An 18,131-nucleotide genomic window follows, 5' to 3' on the forward strand; every position below is an offset into this window, starting at 1 on the left:
CATCGGTACAGAATATCAATATCGTATTGCGCGAAGCGGGGCGCAGACCAGCTATGCCTTTTTTTTATTTTGTGGTTGGCTGCTTCCGAGCGCAAGTACCCTGCCAATACTTACTTGGTTAACGCCTTTGCCAATCTGGACAGCTTGTTTAGCGGAATCTCTGACTGTTAGGTTTCGAACCGCTACGGAATCAGCGCAGTTGTCGCCCCCGAATACTTTTACATCTGCACAGGCAGTGCGGAAATTACTTACTGAAATATTATCAAGTACAACATTCCGAGACCTGTACTGAATCGCCATCACTGGTTCGCCACCATAGTCATAATCCGGGTCCCCGATTGCGGTAAACTGATTAATAGCTACATTCCGGTATGCGGAAACGACCAGTGCCCGCGGTTTTGAATCCACATACAAATCCGTATGGATTGGTGCAATAGATACAAGGTTTGTCGCGCGGATATTAAAAGCTGTTTTAGAAATCGGATCGGTGCTTTTGTGGTGCCCTATATGGCGAAAATTGAAGGAACGGTTATCGTTGACCGATAAGTGGCCGATGATATGGACGTTTGATGCGGCGGAGGAATTATGATGCGCTTTTATTTCAACCCCGCCAAAGCAGCGCGTTGACGAGTTGTTAACGAGCCAAACATTCCTGGATCCGTCATCGGCTTCAAATCCATTTGAATTAGAAAACCCTTTTTTATGCGAGCGTCCGCTTGGGTCGCACATATGGCAGTTGGAAATTAGAATATTATCGCTATGATGGGTTGTTACGCCGTCATCCCCGAAGCCGTATCCGTTCAGCCCGTCCAGCCAGATATAGTTGCTTCCTCCTCGTGCCCGGTACCCGTCACCCGAATAATTATAAATGGTCGAGGATACATCAAAGCAATGAAGCCCAGGGTTGATTCCCTCCACATCCATTACCCAGCCAAACGTAACATTCGCAAAGAGCAAACAGCTGGAAAAATTATTACCTGCTGCTGTTTTAGGGACATTCCCCAGCCTTTCAATATTCCAGTCAAGGCTCATGCCTTTAACGAAGATGTTGCGATTTCCTTTCCAATGGGAAGAGTTTGTAACTAGCTGTGATGATTTTGGTGCCTTGTCATGGAGTTTAAGAATAGTTTGGCCTTTTCCTTCGCCAATCAGGCAGGTCCAGGATGGAAGGCGAATCTCTTGAGTGACGTATGTTCCTTTTGGTATCCGTACAATTACCCTTCCTTTGCCGATGGCCTTTTTGAATGCTTCTGTGTTATCAGTAACACCATCCCCAACAGCACCGAAGTCGGAGACATTCACCTCAGTATCAATGACTGACATCAGGTGAGTGTATTCCTCATCGAGAATTGGTTTCCAAGATGGAAAGGCATGTCCATCAGGCCCGACTAGAGTGGTTGATTCATCGGGCATGTCAGCTTGCTTTGCGAAAAAAAGGACGGGCATTCTGTTGAAAAATTGTTTCAGCCTAGAGGGAAAGGACTTTTGTCTAATAATCTCTCTGCCGTCGGCACTTAAGTTTTCGAAAAGTTTTTCGGTATGCGCAACAGCCTCTGACATATTCGGGCTTCCTGCTGACAGCTCCGCGATTAATTGTCTGTTTTTTCTAGAGTTATGTTCCTTTTCGAGGTAAAGCAACCTTCCACCTCCTCCAATGAATTTCCACTTCTATTATTCCCGGCATGCAGGCAGATAATCTTTTTTGGTAGCAAGAGAGTTTCTCATTGCTGCTTACGGCACTCTTAGAACTGGGAATTGCTTCCATTAACGCACAAGAATTTTTGGATGGTTAGTGAGTTAGGAGTTGCTGGTAAAAAAGTGCTGCCTCCTTCTGGAATAACAATATGGAGTCCGTTATTTCTCAGGTACCTGGAGTCTCCGAGTATTCCTCGCTAGGGAGAAAGTAACATATATCATTCTGATGCTGCAATTAAGTATGGTGTTTTAAAATAGTACTTTCATTGTGTGGAATTTGGGGTATAAATGAAAAATAATTGGATGCCCAGGCCTAATAAATCAGGCCCGGGGTAATATTAAAATTCTCCATCAAATGGGACAAACGGGATGTTGAATCTGTTTTCAAGGGTGCGCAGGCGTTGATTTACGCGCTGAAGGCGGCGTTGGGTCCGATCAAGTTGATTATTCAGCCGGGTAATTTCCCTGGATTGGCGCTCATTTTCACGCTCGATTTGTGTAGCCCGCCTTTCGAGCTGAGCAATCCTTCTCTCAAGCTCTTGCGGACGTTGGCGGTCTGGATCAAATTGCTGCATTTCAAATTCTGTGAGCTCCTGAGGCTGCTGGATAAACGTGTCATACTGGTATTGAGGTTGTTGTGATGCGAAAACTGGTTGTTGCTGGATTTGCTGTGGAAAGTAACCGTATGGATACATTGGGCATTTCTCCTTTGTTTGTAATGGGCAAAGTCCCTATACTCTATGTTGGTAAGTCGCTTCTGACACGGCATCCGCCCATTTATAAGTCAGAGATAGTGTTCTTACATCGGTTTCCCTTAACTATGCTAATCGGTCGGATTTTTTCGAAGTCGGAAAGGCCAACCGTGATTACTGATGGCTGTTTAGCTTCTTTTAACATTTGAGGACGGGCAGAAAGACTTACTCAATTTCGTACTTCTATTAGGCAGAAATGAGTACTCTATTGCGAACTCTGTTAGAATAGGGTTGAAGAGTACAAAAATAGTTAAATAGGTAATCAGAACAAACTAAAACGACGCACGTATTCAGGGGGCAGCGGTTATGAATCTTGAAAAAATGCTGATTGAAAAGATGTATTATGAACGCTTGATGGAAGGACATGAAGGGGGCTATCCCGCAGCTGTACTGGCAGAAGCGTTTCTTGCCGCAATGCAGAAGGGAGAAGCTGGGCTTCCGGAAATTCGATTTGCTCAGGGGGAAGTATACTTTTCATTCCGTGACTATGAATCCGCCATTTTTAAATGGGAGGGAATAGATGGGGCACTTGGGCAATGGGCTATAAAAAATACAGGCGATGCTTATTATGAAATGGGGCAGCTCGCTAAAGCAGAGGACTTTTACAAGTCGGTTAGTTCCGAGAACCGGACCTTACGTGCGGAAGTGGCGCTCCAGCTTTTCTCGCTTTACATTGAAAGAGGAAAAGAAGATGCAGCTTCCCAAACTATTAAGGGATTAATTGAGGAAAACCCAGATTATCCGGATGCCACCATCCTGGCACGAAAGTTTTTTGAGGGCAGAGAGGATTGGGATAGTGCAACGAAACTTGCTGCTGATGAAACGGTGAGAATTAGGTCGGCGGAGTGGGCTGGTGTCCTTACTGGATATGTTGAACGAGGAGTAACAGTAAACCGGGAACCATCCTATTTCAAACATGTCTTGAAAACCCTTTATGGGGTAGATCAGGAACAGTTTGGACTTCTTGCCGCGGCACTTTGGAGGAGCTATAAAGGGCGAGAAAGCCATTTTTCCTGGATTACAGGCTTGAATCAGCTGCTTGGAGAATTAGAAGATGTTCCGTCTGGTATTTGGCCTGAGTTATCGATTCTTTACAAAGAGGCTTATCTGGATTTCACGACATCCGGGAATTATTCAATTTCATCACTTGCTCCAATCATGCCGCCGCTTTTAAGCAACTGGCTTGCGATAGCAGATCCGACCACGCTGGGGCTGGCTGCCTCAGCACTGCTTGCCTGGAGTGGGAAGTTCCCTGCGGGTATATCACAGAATTCGATAGAAACAGCAGAAAAGGCATTAACTTATTCCAGTCGGACAGAGAATGATTTTGCTGAAGGTCTGGCCCTTCTCTCTGAAATAGCTTCATGGGCACAATCACGAGGTTTAAAGATTGGTCCGAGACTTGAATGGATTGCAGGGGAACTTGCTAATTTCAGGACCAGGCATATCGTGACAGCTGGCATGGAAGGGAGCGGAAAAGCTTGGGCACTCCGTATGATTCTTGGGGAATCATATCCAGAAGAAGCCGGTGGATCCCGCAAGGCATTCGCTTTTCACTATCAGGACGAAGCTGCAATTGGTCTTGTGACAGATGAGGGAATTGTTAAAGCGGATGTACTTGAAGAAGTAGAAGAGGAAAATTCAAGTAATGGGATATTTACATTTTCAATGCCGATTCCTTTTCTCCGGGATTCTGGACTTTCGCTTATTGACCTGCCTGAGTTTACAGGTGAGGATGTAGGAACCGAGGATTTGGAGTATATACATTTGGCAGATAGCCTTTTCTTTGCGGTAGATTCAGCAGCTTTGCTGACAACGCCGGAACGGATTGCGCTTGCTCGTATCCGGGAGCAGGCACCAGGGCTTCCAGTCCATTTCTTGCTTACTCAGCAAGGTGAACCTGACCCGAATGAGTTCGAACAAGCGGCTATGGTGCTGAAAAACTCCTTTCCGGAATCCGAAGTCATTAAAGTGGGCCCGGCTCCGAACAAGAATAGGCTTTTTGAGAGCATAGTTAAGGCCGCCGTCATAGGAACTCCAGAACGAAGCATTCTCGGCAACCGGACAGATAAATTGCTGCTTCTGATTAGAAAGACGCTTGACCATCTTCTGTTACAAAGAATGGAACAGGAAAAAGGCATACAGGAGATTATAGAGAATCGGGAGCAAATGTCAGCCAAATTGACAGGAGCAATGAACCAGTTGGATGACATTGAAGCGGAAAGGATTGAAAAGGTACGGAAATCTTACCGTCAAATCATTGATGAAGCAAAAGCTGAAGCGCTGGTTGACATTCCCGCACTGCTTAAGAGGTCGGCTGACTTTTTAAAGGAAACGAGTGATTTCCGCACCGTTCATTTTGAGATGAATGATGAAATGAACAGAAGATTAAATGTGTATTTGAATGATACACTTTTGCCGAAGTTAAGGTCCTCGCTAGCTGGCTGGATTGAAGAAACCGGCGGAGAATTGGATGTTATTCAGGAATTTTTTGATGAAATGAGTGAAAGCTTCAATTCACTTTACGGGAACAATTGGATTAAGCTGGATTGCGATTTCAGGATACTCGAAGATTGGAAACGGGATATTGACAGGATGGGAACCAGATATCAACTTGATAAGGTAAATGTGCTGCTGCGCCGGACCCCATCGCAAATTCTTTTAAAAGGCGCGGGTAAATTGTTGGGGGCATTGCCGCAAAATAATGCCATGCTTTATAACCGTTATAAAGCATTTGTTGAAGGCGAGGATTATACCGATGCGGCAAGGCAAGTCAATAGCAGGTTCTTCTTGCAATTTGACTTGTTTGAAAAAGCAATTGGTAATGATATTTCTTTGTTCTTTAAGAACCCGCGTACCGTCCTTGCAGAAACTCTCTCGGACACGGAAGATAAATTGGCCGACAGCAGAGGGTTGGCAGCTGACATGAAGAAGAATCCCGAAAAATTCCATGACCCGATGTCATTGTTCACTATCAGGTTAAGGCAGCTTGAGTGGCTTGACATGACAGGGGAAAAATTATATTAAACCAACATCACCCTCCTATTTAGGGGAGGTGATGTTTTTTTGTGAAAAAGGGTATATAGTGATATCATCTGAAGATGGAAATGTAAGTTTCATTTCATTTCCAAAAAATCCTATGTCACATGCAAGAGGTTTTTATGAAAACAAAATTTGATCAAGTAACCGACAGACTTTCTTCTGTGCAAATTATTGTTCTTTATTATTTGACTGCGATTATTATCTCAACCTTTTTGCTATTAATGCCGATTACCTTGAAGGACTCAGCGGAGCTTTCCTTCATTGATGCTCTTTTTACAGCAGTCAGTGCTGTCAGTGTGACTGGGCTGGCAACTGTTCCAATCCATGAGGTATTAAGCTATCCGGGAACATTTATCCTTGCCCTCATCCTGCAAGTTGGCGGAATCGGAGTCATGACCCTCGGAACCTTTATCTGGCTGATTCTCGGTAAAAAAATTGGCTTGAGGGAACGGATGCTGATTATGACTGACCAAAACCAATCCGCTCTATCGGGAATTGTCCATCTAATGCGCGAAATCCTGCTTTTGTTCTTTGCGGTCGAAATTATTGGCTCAATAGTCCTTGGGGTTCACTTTCTCGACTATTTCCCAACTTGGCAGGAAGCTTTCAGGCAGGGGTTCTTTGCGTCTGTAAGTGCGACGACGAATGCGGGTTTTGATATTACAGGACAGTCATTGATTCCTTTTGCAAATGATTATTTTGTTCAAATAGTTAACATGCTTCTGATAGTTGTCGGAGCGATAGGGTTCCCTGTTTTGCTTGAATTCAGGGAATATTTGAGACATAGAGGGAGGTTCCCGTTCAGGTTTACCCTTTTTACAAAAATTGCGGTTACAACCTTTGCGGCTTTGCTCGTTTTCGGTACCTTGTTTATTTATTTGTTTGAATTCAATCATCTGTATAAGGACATGACCTGGCATGAGGCGTTTTTTTACTCTGCTTTCCATTCATCTACTACCAGAAGTGCAGGTCTTGCTACAATTGATATTAATCAATTTTCTTCGCCGACCCATCTGCTGCTTAGCCTGCTTATGTTCATTGGGGCATCCCCAAGCAGTGTTGGCGGGGGGATTCGGACAACAACCTTTGCAATAGCAATTTTGGCAATTATCTCTTATGCAAAAGGGCAAACAAATATTAAAGTGTTCAAACGGGAAGTTATGCCAGAAGACGTTGTGAAGTCATTTATCGTTATCATGACTGCTTTCCTGATTTGCGGATTGTCCGTCATATTGCTCTCTTTTATAGAACCGGCCTTTTCCTTGAAACAAATATTGTTTGAAGTGTCATCGGCTTTTGGAACGACCGGGCTTTCACTTGGTATTACTCCTGAACTGAGTACTGCTGGAAAATGGATCATTATGATCCTTATGTTTATCGGCAGGATTGGAATCTTTTCGTTCTTGTTTATTGTGAGAGGGAAACCGCAGAAAGAGAAGTTCCATTATGCGAAGGAACGAATTATTATCGGGTAAAAAGGTTTAAGTGCCTTGTGACAGGCAAAAATCGCCTCGTGACAGGCAAAGGTCGCCTGTCTCTGCGATGATTATTCACGGGAGCTTTCCTTCGTGTCCCGATGAGTATTCTTGGAAGCATTCCTTTGTGTCCTTGCGGTGGTTAAACTCGGAAACTTTTCTAGTGGAGCTGGATTTCGCAGATAACTAAAACTGCTTGTGTTAAAAAAGGCAGAGCCCTCGTGGCTCTGCCTATTTTTCTTGTTTCTCGTATTCTTGGATGAAGGGTTTATTTACGTAGTAATACATCGCAGCCATAAAAATGGCACCGCCAATCAAATTGCCAATTGTAACTGGGATTAGATTATGGAAAACTCCATCCCATGAAATTGTGCCAGGATGATTGAGGACGAGTGCAATTGCAAATGTGCACATATTCGCGATGCTGTGTTCATATCCGGATATAAAGAAGCAAAAGACAAACAACATCATTGTAAATAATTTGGGTCCATCACCATTTAAAGTGGTCGGGATGAAGAAGGCAAGACAAACAAGCCAGTTACAAAGAATTCCCCGGAAAAACAGTTCATCTGTGGGGACGTGCATTTTTTTCTCAACAACGTCAAGCAAATATTGATTGACGGAGGAATCGACAAAAAGTCCGGTAGACCAAATTAGGAATGCAAACGCCGCGGCGCCAAGAATGTTCCCGGCATAGCTGGTAACCCATAGCTTAAGTACATCGGTCCAGGCCATCCTTCTGCGAAGGGCGGCATATGTATAATAAAAGGTGTTGCCTGTAAATAAATCACCGCCGCCATAAGCGATCAAGATAATGGCTGCTCCAAATGTGAGTGCGGCCATCGGATAGGTTAGTGGAGAGTTTTCCATGTAGAAGTAATTCCCCGTTTTAAACGCAACGATGACACCGAAGCCAATGAACATGCTGGCGAGCATGGCCCTAAGCAAGTAATGAATTATACTTTGGTTATAGATTTTAAGTTTTTTCTGTGCTAGATTTTCAATTTCAATTAAAGGTTTTACTTCCAAGACTTGCACCCTCCCAAACATAGTGTCCCTATTTTCTGCTGGTGAGCAAATTATATGTATTTGGACATTTTACCCTCCAGGCTTATAGGTAAACTGAGAAGTAATGAAAAAACCGGCGGCCCAAAGCTTATGGCCGCCGGTTCAGTTTTTAAGTGTACGAGAAAAATTTATCAGGTGAATATATTATTGTACCTCGTTTTTTGAGTCATGCATTTTTCTTGTGACCACAAGCAAGGTGAACCCGCTTAGGAGAAGAAGGATGCTTGTTACAAGGAATACTGAAGGAAAGCCGTAGCTAGCCGCAAGGAAGCCGCCCAGAATGGGTCCTATAATGTTCCCGAGAAAACGGAGGCTTTGGTTATAACCCAAAATTTCACCTTGGATAGTCACGGGAGCCTCCTGGCGGATATAAGCCATTCTCACTGGGATAATCCCTCCGATTGTGACTCCTAGGCCGAAGCGGATTAAAATTAGCTGCCAGACCTCGGTTACAAACATACCAGGAATATACAGAACTCCTCCGGCGAGCAGAAGAAAGATCAGGATTTTTACATACCCTATTTTGTCGGCTAGTTCGCCCCATTTCCTTGCCATAATCAAATTGCCGAAGCCTGCTGCCGAAAAGGCTAGACCTGAAAAGAACGCGAGATTTTCGGGCCCGTGAATGTCACTGACAAAAAGTGCAAGAATAGGCTGGATGCTAAATAAGGCAATTTGGATGAGCATTGAAATAAACAGGACAGCGGTAAGCGCCGGATTCCTTATGATGAGCTGTACAACGTCAAGGCGGCTATAATTAATTTTTTCATCAAGCTTTATATCAACCCTGAATTCTTTCACCATTGTAATTAAAAGGACCGAAATGAGAATGATTGCCGAGGTACCTCTAAAGGTACCAGCATAGCCAATGGAGTCGGCGAGAAAACCGCCAATCATGGGGCCAAGCAATGTGCCGGTAATGTTTCCGGTTTGTAAGGTGCCCAACACTTTACCTGCTATTTCCTTTGGTGTCTGTGTCGAGATAAAGGCCTGGGTGATTGGAATGCTCCCGGCAAAAAAACCCATGAATAAGCGGAGTGCAAGAAGCTGCCAAACAGTGGTTACCATTCCCATTAAAAATAGAGAAAGCGACATTCCCAAACCAAGCATCAAAAGAATTCTTTTTCGCCCGAACCTGTCGCCGAGCCGGCCTAGAACAGGAGAAAACAGGAATGCAGTCACAAATGTAGCTGCGAAAGTTATCCCCGACCAGTGCTGTACATATTCCTCGGAAAAAACTCCGAAGCTCTCAATATAAAGAGAAATGAAAGGCATAACCATGGTGAGACTCCCGCCAATGAAGAAATTGGAAAACCACATGATGGCCAAATTCCGTTTTAACATAGAATGCTCTTTCAAGCTCATCACTTCTTTCGTGACCTCTCGGGTATATATTTCGTTACCCTAAATATAGTATCAGAGATAGGTTGGAATAGAAAAAGATAGGGTTTTTTAAATACAAAAAACCCCTCACATATGGTGAAGGGATTTTGGCTTCCAATCTTACGCTGCCTTTTGAGCGGCAACTGCGCTTTTTCTTTGGTAATAGTACCAATTCAAGGCAAGTGATACAACATAGAACGCGATGAAGAAGTAAAAAGCTGTTGCATAAGAGCCTGTTGTTTCAACTGACCATCCGAATAATTTTGGAATAAAAAACGACCCGTAAGCTGCGAATGCAGCGGTAAAGCCAAGAACAGGGGCAGCTTCCTTAGGGATGAAAATGGCAGGAATCATTTGGAATGTTGAGCCTGAACCGATACCTGAAGCAAGGAATAGCACCAGGAATGAAGCAAGGAAACCAGAGAATTGCTTATCTGCAAGGAAATAGATTACTCCTCCTGAACCTAGTGCCTGAAAAACCAGTACATAGGCTGTCACTTTCGCGCCACCTAGCTTGTCGGCAATCCAGCCGCCAACCGGACGGGCAGATGCAGCAAGCAATGCACCTAAAAAGGCGAGCGAAACATGTTCAGGGAACTGCGATTTCAACAACAGCGGGAACGCTGCGGCATTTCCAATGAACGAACCAAATGTTGCGACATACAAGATAGTCATAATCCATGTATGTTTGCGTTTAACAATAACAAACTGATCAGAAACAGATTGCTTCGCCGCTGGGAGGTTATCCATCCCGAAATAAGCAGCAATTGTCATGATGATGATTGGAATGACCCAGATAAAAGCAGCATTTTGTAAATATACCTTTGTACCATCTGCCATTACTTGATTGTCGCCAACAAGTGCAAAAGTACCGGAGGCGATAATAAGCGGTGTTACGAATTGGACGACGGATACGCCCATATTGCCAAGGCCGCCGTTAATTCCAAGCGCTGTTCCTTTTTCTTTTTTAGGGAAGAAAAATGAAATGTTGGCATTTGAGGATGAAAAGCTACCGCCTCCAAGTCCGCACAATGCTGCCAAGAGTAGCATGATGCTGTATGGTGTTTCAGGATTCTGGACAGCAAACCCGATACCGACCGCCGGGATGGCGAGAACGCCTGTTGAGATGACGGTCCAGTTTCTTCCTCCGATTGATCCTACTGCAAACGTATAGATAAAACGCAAAGTTGCACCCACTAATCCAGGCAATGCTGCAAGTGTAAACAATTGTTCGTTTGTGAAATGAAAACCGATATCGTTCAGCCGGACAGCCACAACTGACCAGATTTGCCAGACGATGAATGCGAGCATAAGGGATGGTACTGATATCCATAAATTACGGGTTGCGTGTTTCTTTCCTTCTTTTTTCCAGAACTGTTCATCCTCGGGATTCCAATTCGTAATTCTTGCCATGAAAATCTCCCTCCATCCAAGACGAGTTATCACTACGTCTGTATTAACAATCTTAATGATAGTCAGATATTAGCACGAAAAATGTGATTAACATCACACCAGTTTTGGACGATTTGTGAAAACGAATGGTTGTTCATAAAGTTGTAACTTTTAGCCTTTCCGTGCAGGTGTATACAAGAATTTACAAAGAAATAAGGAAATTTAAAATGAATTTTAAACGATTAGTTTTTGGAATGGGACTAAAAGGGATTATAATGGTGTGTAATCTATCTTTTTAAACGGCTTGAGAGGGAAACTATATGGAAAACCAACAGATTAAAGAAGTGTACAAAGTGATGGATCTTTGTCTTCTTGCCGGGCGAATAATGCTGCAAAGCGGAGCGGAGACGTACAGGGTTGAAGATACAATGACAAGGATTGCCATGTCGTTTGGTATAAGCAAATCTCATTCATATGTCACGCCAACCGGGATTTTTTTTACGGTTGAGGGCACTGAATCCGGAATAACTAAGCTGATTAGGATATCGGAACGATCGACAGATTTGAATAAGGTGGCCTTGGTCAATTCGATTTCGAGAAGTATACATGAAGGACAGATAAACATTGAGCAAGCAGAGAAACGGCTGGAGGAAATTGAAATAGTGGGGCATACGTTTCCATTATCTACTCAGGTAGCCGCTGCTTCACTGGCGAGCGGATGTTTTATGATTATGTTTCAGGGAGTCTGGTTCGACTTTTTTGCGGCAATGGTAGCAGGAGCGTTTGGCTTATTAACAGCCTATTTTCTCCATAAAATTGTGCCTATAAAGTTTTTTGCTGAATTCTCTGCATCATTCGTAATCGGACTCATTTCTCTTATATTTGTTTCAACTGGCCTTGGGCGGGAGCTGGATAAGATTATTATCGGTTCGGTTATGCCGCTCGTACCAGGGCTGCTTTTAACGAATGCGGTGCGTGATTTAATTTCCGGACACCTCGTGGCAGGCCTGTCAAAAGGAGCGGAGGCTTTTCTGACAGCCTTTGCGATAGGGGCAGGGATTGCGGTGGTCCTTATTTACTTATCTTAAAAATAGGACAACAAATACTAACAAAGGAGGCTAAAAGAGGGTGGAAGTAGTTGAACAGCTTATTACAAGTTTTGTAGCCACGGCTGCGTTTGGCATCCTGTTTAATGCTCCGCGAAACTCATTGATAAAATGCGGGATGGTTGGAATGATTGGCTGGCTTATTTATTTCCTTATTGAGCTGAATACAGGGGATGCTGCCGGTGCTACATTTGCAGCAGCGTTTATAGTTGGTGTTATCAGCCATACACTTGCAAAATTCTACCGTACTCCTGTCATTGTCTTTAGTGTAGCTGGAATCATTCCGCTCGTACCAGGCGGAATATCCTATGATGCGATGCGCCATTTTGTTGAAATTGACTATTACAATGCAATGAACTTGGCGGGAAGGGCATTCCTTCTTTCCGGTGCGATTGCAATGGGGCTCGTTTTTTCCGAAGCATTGAACTTAATTCATCGACGGATTTATTTGATGAAAGCTTCGACAAGATCAAAACCTTGATAGACCATAGTGTTATGATTGTTTAATCAAACGTTTGATTAACGAAGGTTCGATATATAGCGACACCGATTGGCATCTGTGTAAATAGCAGGTGCTCTTTTTCTGAATAGGTGTAATGGTTCTGTTGGTAACACTTCAACTGTAAAAGATAACCAAAAGTGGTCTAAACCCGACTCGCGTAATAATCCATATTAGCCTGTTACTCATAACTTTATAAGAAGGAAGTTCGATAACCCTATATTAATAATGCCGGGATGGGCGCATTCAAACTTCCTATGCAGGAAGATTTGAAATGTAATTGTAATTTTATGGAGGATTAGTGTACAGGCATGTCGGGTATTTATTCTTTGTATCAACCTTTAAAGGAGGAAGATCAAATGGATAAGAGAATTGTTGGGGTTTATAACAACGGAGATGAAGCTGTACAAGCTATTGAAGAATTGAAATCACAAGGTTATGACAGGGATTCAATCTCAGTAATTGCAAAAGACAGAGACGACGTCGAAGACATACATGAAGAAACAGGTACGAAGACAGAAGAAGGCATGGCGACAGGAGCAGCTACAGGAGGAGTTCTTGGCGGACTGGCTGGGTTCCTGGCTGGTGTCGGTGCACTTGCCATTCCTGGAGTTGGGCCAATACTTGCGGCGGGGCCAATAGCGGCAACATTGACCGGAGCGGCAGTTGGAGCGGGTGCCGGAGGTTTGGCTGGGGCGCTGATTGGTATGGGTATTCCTGAGGATGAAGCCAATCGCTACGAAAGTGATGTTAAGGCCGGAAAAATCCTTGTTCTTGTAGACGAAGAAGGAAGGGGTTTTAACACAACTGACGGGTCTGTGACACGCAACAGCAATGATTGGTCAGGAAGCACGACGATGGACGACCCTAATCTGAGGCATCGTAATGAGTTCGGTTCAGGCACGGTTGATGCCAACCACGATACCCTTGGTGGAAACCTTCATTCACCAGATGACACAACCCGCAAGAACCAGGGGCCGATGAATAGTTCGGATACATCCACTAGCGGCCTTCTGCATGGCGGCGCGACAATGGGCGGCTCCAGGCAAACAGATACAGGAGATACCGGGATGATGAACGGATTTGAAGGAGGACTTAACACTGGCGGTTCCCTTCAAAACAATCAGCATCATGATTATGGCACAGGCGGTTCAGGGGACAACAAATTCCTTGGAAGCAACACCTCGTTGGATAATGCAGATACAGGCACATCCGACCCATCAGCGATAAACCAAAATACAGCTGGAGCTGCGTTCGGCACTGATGATAATACTATTATCGGTGGTACTGGTGGACCAGGCGGGAATTCAACCGTTGGTAAAAATGAAAGGTTTGATGTGGACCATAACAACGAGCTTAACAGTGATCCATCCTTAAATACACCAAATGCGCAACTTGGTGAAAACTATGGAGATTCACTGGTCAGTAACGACCCATTTAGAGGGACAGACGACACCTTAAGAGAAACGAACAAAAACCGTGACAGCTTTGATGATCGCTTTAAAGGGGAAGGACGAGATTCCTCCAAGCGTTAACAACAATTAAATTGGAAAAGGCAGGGGGATTCATCCCCCTGCCTTTTGTCGTATATTAGAAGCTGGCTGTTAAACGCCAGCTCTTTTTGAAGTAACTTGCAGCCTGTTGCAAGGTAATAATCTAAGTTGAGATTGTTCAATGTAAACAATCATTTGCCGCGGTTCAATATTCCACCTGGTTGTTTAAAACCTAAACGACGTAAGCCCTACCTCTCTTACATCCTTACGGCTCCGAAGCCGCGCCAGTGTGAATAAGCCCTTATATGAAAAACAAAAGCAGAATGCCAGTCTGTATTACATTGCAATCCGCACGAATTCAAGTTACTTAAAAATGACGAACAATTTATTATAATACACCCAATCCATCGATTTGTCAAATAAAATTTTTATTAACAAATACTGCAAATCAATTTATTTATTAATAAAAGTGAAGTATGATGGAAAACAAGAATATTTAGATAATCGAAGCATTGCTGGCGCAAGGCATTGGAGTTAGACAACAGAGGATGAGGCAGGTGGAACTGTGTCAAAGATAGTTTCTTATTTAAAGCCCTACCGCTTACATATGGCGATTGCAATTCTGCTTATGCTCGTCGAACTTGTCGTTGAGTTATGGCAGCCACTTCTTATGGCGAAAATTATTGATGAAGGGATTATGAAAAAGGATATAGGAGTTGTTACAACCTGGGGTTTGGTCATGCTTGGCGTATCGGCTCTAGCCTTTGGGGCGGGGATTTTGAACTCCTTTTACGCAGGGCATGCGAGCCAAAGCTATGGCTATGACCTTCGGAAGGCCCTTTTTGAAAAAGTACAATCTTTTTCTTTCTCAAATTTTGATCGCTTTTCCACTTCATCGCTCGTTACAAGAATGACGAACGATGTCACGATGATTCAAAATACTGTGTTCATGAGTCTGCGAATCATGATGAGAGCCCCTTTGCTCATTTTCGGAGGCCTGATAATGGCTCTTGTTGTAGATGTTAAGCTCGGACTTATTCTGGCCGGTGTCACGCCTTTTCTTGTGATTTTTCTGGGATGGGCGATGACGAAAGCCCGAGGATTCTTCCTGGCGATGCAGAAATACCTTGACCGGGTCAATTCTGTGCTTAGGGAAAACTTAACATCCATGCGCTTGATCAAAGCATTTTTACGTGGAAAACATGAGGTTGGCCGGTTTGCGGAAGCGAATGACCGATTGAAGGAAAAAACAGTATCCGCTTTTCGACTGATTGAATACACAACCCCGGTGCTTATGCTGTTCATGAATGCCGGCATCCTCGCAGTGCTCTGGTTTGGCAGTTTTGAGGTTAACGCGGGGGAGACAAAGGTTGGCGAAGTGGTCGCGATTATAAATTATGGGACGCGGATTACAGGTGCACTCGGTGTTGTCTCGATGATTGTCATGATTTTCTCTCGTGCAAGGGCATCCGTACAGAGGGTTGTTGAAGTGTTTGATACAGAAGTGGACCTGCTGGAAACGGCAGATGCAGAGAGCATTAAAGATAAAGCTTCTCAAGGCCAGGTTGAATTTGACTCGGTTTCCTTTCAATATCCTGGTACAAGTATTCCGGTCCTTGAAAATATTTCGTTTTCCGCGAAAGCGGAATCGACGGTTGCGATTCTAGGAGCGACAGGTTCAGGCAAGACATCCCTCTTTCAGCTGATTCCAAGGCTCTATGATGTGAGTGCCGGACGAATTCTGCTTGATGGGAAGGACATCCGTGATCTGAAGCTTGAAGAGCTTAGGCGGAAAATTGGCTATGTGCCTCAGGATGTCCTATTGTTCACCGGAACGGTTGCCGAGAATATTTCATGGGGTAAGGAAGGCGCAACAATGGAGGAAATTATCGAGGCCGCTGAGAGCGCGCAAATTCATGAATCGATTGGAAAATTCCCGCAGGGCTACGATTCCCGAATCGGTCAAAAAGGGGTTAATCTTTCGGGGGGCCAGAAGCAGCGGATATCGATTGCGAGAGCGCTCGTACGCAAGCCAAGAATCCTGCTGCTGGATGACAGTACCAGTGCGCTTGATATGAAAACAGAATCAAAGCTGCTGAAGGCATTAAAGAACTACAAATGCACAACCTTGATTATTACACAAAAGATATCTACAGCTGTTAATGCGGATATCATCCTTCTTTTGGAAGAAGGAATGATAAAGGCTACCGGCACTCATGCCGATTTGCTCCGGACTGAGCCACTATATAGAAAAATCTATGAGACACAGCAGGAAGAGGAGAAACGAGTATATGCTGAAGGTATTAACTAAGCCATTCATGTATCCAAAGCCTGTGATTGAGACGAAGGGGTCTGCCCGAAAAAAGGCTGAAAAAGCAAAGAACTGGACAGCAACAGTCAAAAAGCTTTGGGATTATCTTTCAGTTAAAAAAGGCGGTATTGTTACAGTATTGTTTCTAGTCATCCTAAGCACAGGCTTATCGCTCCTCGGCCCGGTACTAATTGGAAGGACGGTTGACCACTATATTGTCACAAAGGAAACGGAAGGGTTATTTGCGCTTTTAATAGGGATCCTTATTGTGTACGTGTTGTATTCTGCCGCCGTTTTTCTGCAAGGCTATATTATGATTGGAATAGCCCAAAATACAGTTTCCAGGTTAAGAACCGATTTGTTTACCCATTTGCACCGACTTCCGATTTCTTTTTTTGATAAACGGCAATCAGGTGAATTGATGAGCCGCGTCACTAATGATATTGAAAATGTCAGTACAACTCTCAACAGTTCGGTTATTCAGGTATTTTCAAGCATCCTCATGCTTGTTGGTACGATTTCAGTCATGCTTTGGCTAAGCCCGCTTTTGACGGTCATTTCCTTAATTATTGTTCCGCTCATGTATATGGGGATGAAATGGATTACGAATCGCACTGGGGTGCTTTTCAAAAGCCAGCAGCGCAATCTTGGTGAGTTGAATGGATTTATTGAGGAAACCATCTCGGGGCAGAGAATTGTCAAGACATTCTCGCAGGAACAAAAGGTGATTGATGAGTTTATTGAGAAAAACGGACGCCTAAGGCAATCCGGGTTTTGGGCCCAGACATTTTCCGGCTTTATTCCGAAGCTGATGAACGTTTTGAACAACGTCAGCTTTACAATAATTGCTGCGGTTGGCGGTATTTTCGCACTTAAAGGGATGATTACAATTGGCGTCATCATTGTTTTTGCTGAATACTCCCGCCAGTTTACACGCCCGCTGAATGACCTTGCCAACCAATTTAATACGCTCCTTTCGGCAGTTGCCGGCGCTGAGCGGGTATTTGAAATCCTTGCGGAGGATCCCGAATCAACGGATGAAACAGAGGCAATTGAACTGGAAAAGGTTAAAGGTAAAGTTGAGTTTCGTGAAGTGTCATTTTCCTATGAAAAGGAAGGAAATACAGTCAGGAATATTTCTTTCCTAGCAGAACCGGGTCAGATGGTAGCGCTCGTTGGGCCAACAGGTGCCGGGAAGTCCACAATCATTAATTTATTGTCCCGGTTTTATGATCCTGACTCAGGAATGATCCTTATTGACGGGCACAATACCGCCCTTGTAAAAAGGAAAAGCCTGAGGAGCCATATGGGCTTCGTACTCCAGGATTCCTTCCTTTTTGAAGGTCCGATTTTGGAAAATATCCGATACGGCAGGCTGGATGCCACTGATGATGAGGTCATTGCAGCGGCAAAGGCTGCCAATGCACATTCGTTTATCATGAAAATGCCAGAGGGATATAACACTCATCTTAAACAGGACGGCAGCGGGATATCACAGGGGCAGAAACAGCTCCTATCCATAGCGAGGGCAATCCTTGCCAATCCGACTATCCTAATTCTCGATGAAGCGACCAGCTCGATTGACACAATAACAGAGCTAACAATTCAGGAAGCACTAGGCAGGCTAATGGCAGGCCGAACAAGCTTCGTAATTGCTCATCGCCTGAATACGATTAGCAACGCAGATAAAATTCTTGTGCTAAATAATGGCGAAATTGCAGAACAGGGCAGCCACGAATCTCTTTTAAAGCAAAAGGGCTATTATCATGAATTGCAAAATAATAAAAGTTAATGGATTGCCGGGGGGTTCCTGGCAATTTTTTTTGCCTATAGCTAGTAAGGGGAGTCCTGCTAGGGAATGAGATCAGCTAAATAGTCTATGGATCCATTTTCGGACAAAGATAGACGTAGAGAG

11 protein-coding genes and 1 pseudogene are annotated in these 18,131 nt (G+C 44.1%); 7 read left to right on the plus strand and 5 right to left on the minus strand.

From position 1 onward, the window contains the following. Positions 1-51: 51 nt before the first annotated feature. Entirely contained in the window at positions 52-1,638 is a 1,587-nt protein-coding gene (locus TY16_RS07685) for a glycosyl hydrolase family 28-related protein (protein WP_043931256.1), read from the minus strand. A gap of 395 nt (positions 1,639-2,033) precedes the next feature. After that, entirely contained in the window at positions 2,034-2,390 is a 357-nt protein-coding gene (locus tag TY16_RS07690) for a hypothetical protein (protein ID WP_043931257.1), read from the minus strand. A 363-nt stretch (positions 2,391-2,753) separates the two neighbouring features. Here TY16_RS07690 and TY16_RS07695 point away from each other — a divergent pair, with 363 nt between their 5' ends. Then, positions 2,754-5,474: a tetratricopeptide repeat protein gene (locus TY16_RS07695; protein WP_043931258.1), complete on the plus strand. Its 2,721-nt coding sequence runs from the start codon at positions 2,754-2,756 to the stop codon at positions 5,472-5,474. 119 nt (positions 5,475-5,593) lie between these two features. Beyond that, complete coding sequence (locus TY16_RS07700) at positions 5,594-6,964, plus strand: TrkH family potassium uptake protein (protein ID WP_331281054.1); 1,371 nt, start codon at positions 5,594-5,596, stop codon at positions 6,962-6,964. A gap of 231 nt (positions 6,965-7,195) precedes the next feature. Here TY16_RS07700 and TY16_RS07705 read toward each other — a convergent pair whose 3' ends face one another. The 3 genes from TY16_RS07705 to TY16_RS07715 all read right to left on the minus strand — a co-directional run bounded on the left by TY16_RS07705 (position 7,196) and on the right by TY16_RS07715 (position 10,828). Continuing rightward, complete coding sequence (locus TY16_RS07705) at positions 7,196-7,993, minus strand: formate/nitrite transporter family protein (protein WP_043931260.1); 798 nt, start codon at positions 7,991-7,993, stop codon at positions 7,196-7,198. A gap of 183 nt (positions 7,994-8,176) precedes the next feature. Beyond that, positions 8,177-9,376 carry an MFS transporter gene (locus tag TY16_RS07710; protein ID WP_043934585.1) on the minus strand — a complete coding sequence of 400 codons (1,200 nt, stop codon included), beginning with the start codon at positions 9,374-9,376 and terminating at the stop codon, positions 8,177-8,179. Between the two features lie 159 nt (positions 9,377-9,535). Continuing rightward, the gene (locus TY16_RS07715; RefSeq protein WP_043931261.1) at positions 9,536-10,828 is read right to left on the minus strand and encodes a NarK family nitrate/nitrite MFS transporter; all 1,293 of its coding nucleotides are present in this window, start codon (positions 10,826-10,828) and stop codon (positions 9,536-9,538) included. A gap of 299 nt (positions 10,829-11,127) precedes the next feature. Here TY16_RS07715 and TY16_RS07720 point away from each other — a divergent pair, with 299 nt between their 5' ends. The 5 genes and pseudogenes from TY16_RS07720 to TY16_RS07740 all read left to right on the plus strand — a co-directional run bounded on the left by TY16_RS07720 (position 11,128) and on the right by TY16_RS07740 (position 18,008). Further along, the gene (locus TY16_RS07720; protein ID WP_043931262.1) at positions 11,128-11,895 is read left to right on the plus strand and encodes a threonine/serine exporter family protein; all 768 of its coding nucleotides are present in this window, start codon (positions 11,128-11,130) and stop codon (positions 11,893-11,895) included. A 40-nt stretch (positions 11,896-11,935) separates the two neighbouring features. Beyond that, a complete protein-coding gene (locus TY16_RS07725; protein WP_043931263.1) occupies positions 11,936-12,394 on the plus strand; it encodes a threonine/serine exporter family protein in 459 nt (152 codons plus the stop codon). 377 nt (positions 12,395-12,771) lie between these two features. Next, positions 12,772-13,278: pseudogene (locus TY16_RS26875) on the plus strand (general stress protein); the annotation flags it as partial. Positions 13,279-14,470: 1,192 nt separating this feature from the next. Then, positions 14,471-16,216 carry an ABC transporter ATP-binding protein gene (locus tag TY16_RS07735; protein WP_043931264.1) on the plus strand — a complete coding sequence of 582 codons (1,746 nt, stop codon included), beginning with the start codon at positions 14,471-14,473 and terminating at the stop codon, positions 16,214-16,216. Further along, positions 16,197-18,008 (plus strand): ABC transporter ATP-binding protein, encoded by a 1,812-nt coding sequence (locus TY16_RS07740; protein ID WP_043931266.1) that lies wholly within the window; start codon positions 16,197-16,199, stop codon positions 18,006-18,008. Before TY16_RS07735 ends, TY16_RS07740 begins: the two co-directional genes overlap by 20 nt. Positions 18,009-18,131 lie beyond the last annotated feature (123 nt).

This window comes from Bacillus sp. EB01 (assembly GCF_000613125.1).
Taxonomy (GTDB): Bacteria; Bacillota; Bacilli; order Bacillales; family Cytobacillaceae; genus Bacillus_D.